This window comes from Paenibacillus sp. LHD-38 (assembly GCF_031157315.1).
Taxonomy (GTDB): Bacteria; Bacillota; Bacilli; order Paenibacillales; family Paenibacillaceae; genus Pristimantibacillus.
Map to the genome: position 1 here is coordinate 1 of NZ_JAVIFU010000127.1, position 1476 is coordinate 1476.

The following is a 1476-nucleotide window of genomic DNA, read 5'->3' on the forward strand; positions in this document are numbered from 1 at the left end:
GGGATCACGGTCCCACGGGCAGTTACGTTCGACCCCGGCTACCGTTTACTAAACCTCTCAAAACAAAAGAGGTCAACCAGAAAAAACTGGCTGACCTCATAATACGAACGGGCAGATTAGTTCAGCTAACTTATAATTTGTTTTCAAATGGAAAGCCTACCTTTATAGGTAAAGGGAGGGCTAAAAAAATGAAACAAATATTAACCGCCATTGTTATCGTTTTGATACTTTTAATACCAAATCAGGTAGTAGCAAAAACCATGGGAGCCAGTGTTGAAGTTAAGCATAATGAAATTTATGATGCCTTTTTAGTTTTATTAGACCCTTATGCGGGAAAAGCGATTAATAATAAATATCCAAATCGTAATTATGGGTTATGGAATGCGGAAATTTTAGAGATAAAGCGATCTGATGGATCACAATTTCATTTTAATGTGAAAGTTAAGTATGATACTTATACAGGTCCACATAATCCACCTGAGGGTCCTGTTACTCTGACCTTTGATCTAAGTTCAGGGAGGGTCACTGTTACCGAAATAAAAGGGTAAATGTACCCGTCGGGTTTAAGCTAACGGGGAACGATAGTTGAATTACACACCTTGGAGCAAGCGCTACGGTAGCCTGCTCTTTTTATTAAACTAACGGGCAGGTTAACGCAACTATATTTTCATCCGTCTATATCAATGATTATACCGAGAAATTGTGGGGTGTCAGTTAAATGAAAAGAATGCTACCCATTGTTTTGTTTATATGTACGTTGGTTAGTGTTTGTGTACTTAGCCCTAACAAGGTGTTCGCATGTAGTTGCGGTGAAGCCAGCGTTCAACAAAGATTCGAGCAATCTAGCGTCGTATTCACAGGTACTTTGGTCACTAAAGATAAAGAAGGCGGAAATATTTTTAGTGTTGATAAGGTCTGGAAGGGCAACCTTCCAGATGGTTATGTGTATAGTGGTTACTCTGGAATGTGTGGAACTGAATTTGAAAAAGGAAATAAATATTTAGTCTATACAGAGAATTTGAAAGGAATAGAATCAACCAGTCTTTGTAGTGGCAATAAATTAATTTCTGAGGCAAGCAAGGATATTAGAGAGCTAAACCATCTAATAGAACCCGAGCGGAATTATTAATATTTACTGTTAATACTAATTGGATTTACGTGCGCAATAGTAATTTCAATTGTAATAATGAGAGCTAAATTGTGGTTCGAAAAATAACATTCATTGAGCTAACGGGAAACGATAGTTGAATAACACACATGATGAGCAGGCGCTACGGTGGCCTGCTCTTCTTATTAAGCTAACGGGCAGAATTGCGCAACATTCGCCAGTATTTTGCGTCCTAATTTATGGAAAATATATTGTCATATCACAGAAGGAGGACACTTGTGAGAAAGGTGAAGAACATTCTTTTGTTGGTAATGTGTCTATTCCTTCTACTTTCAGGTTGTACGAATAACGGATACAAATCAATCGAG

General features: G+C 37.9%; 2 protein-coding genes. Both read left to right on the top strand.

The window, feature by feature from the left end; genetic code table 11:
• Positions 1 to 188: 188 nt before the first annotated feature.
• Positions 189 to 548 (top strand): DUF3888 domain-containing protein, encoded by a 360-nt coding sequence (locus RCO25_RS34520; protein WP_309000558.1) that lies wholly within the window; start codon positions 189 to 191, stop codon positions 546 to 548.
• A gap of 170 nt (positions 549 to 718) precedes the next feature.
• Positions 719 to 1129 carry a hypothetical protein gene (locus RCO25_RS34525; protein ID WP_309000559.1) on the top strand — a complete coding sequence of 137 codons (411 nt, stop codon included), beginning with the start codon at positions 719 to 721 and terminating at the stop codon, positions 1127 to 1129.
• The last annotated feature ends 347 nt before the right edge of the window (positions 1130 to 1476 follow it).

Excerpts from the sequence above, each read along its gene's own strand:
- RCO25_RS34525 (WP_309000559.1), top strand. The coding sequence starts at position 719 with ATGAAAAGAATGCTACCCATTGTTTTGTTTATATGTACGTTGGTTAGT.
- RCO25_RS34520 (WP_309000558.1), top strand. The coding sequence starts at position 189 with ATGAAACAAATATTAACCGCCATTGTTATCGTTTTGATACTTTTAATA.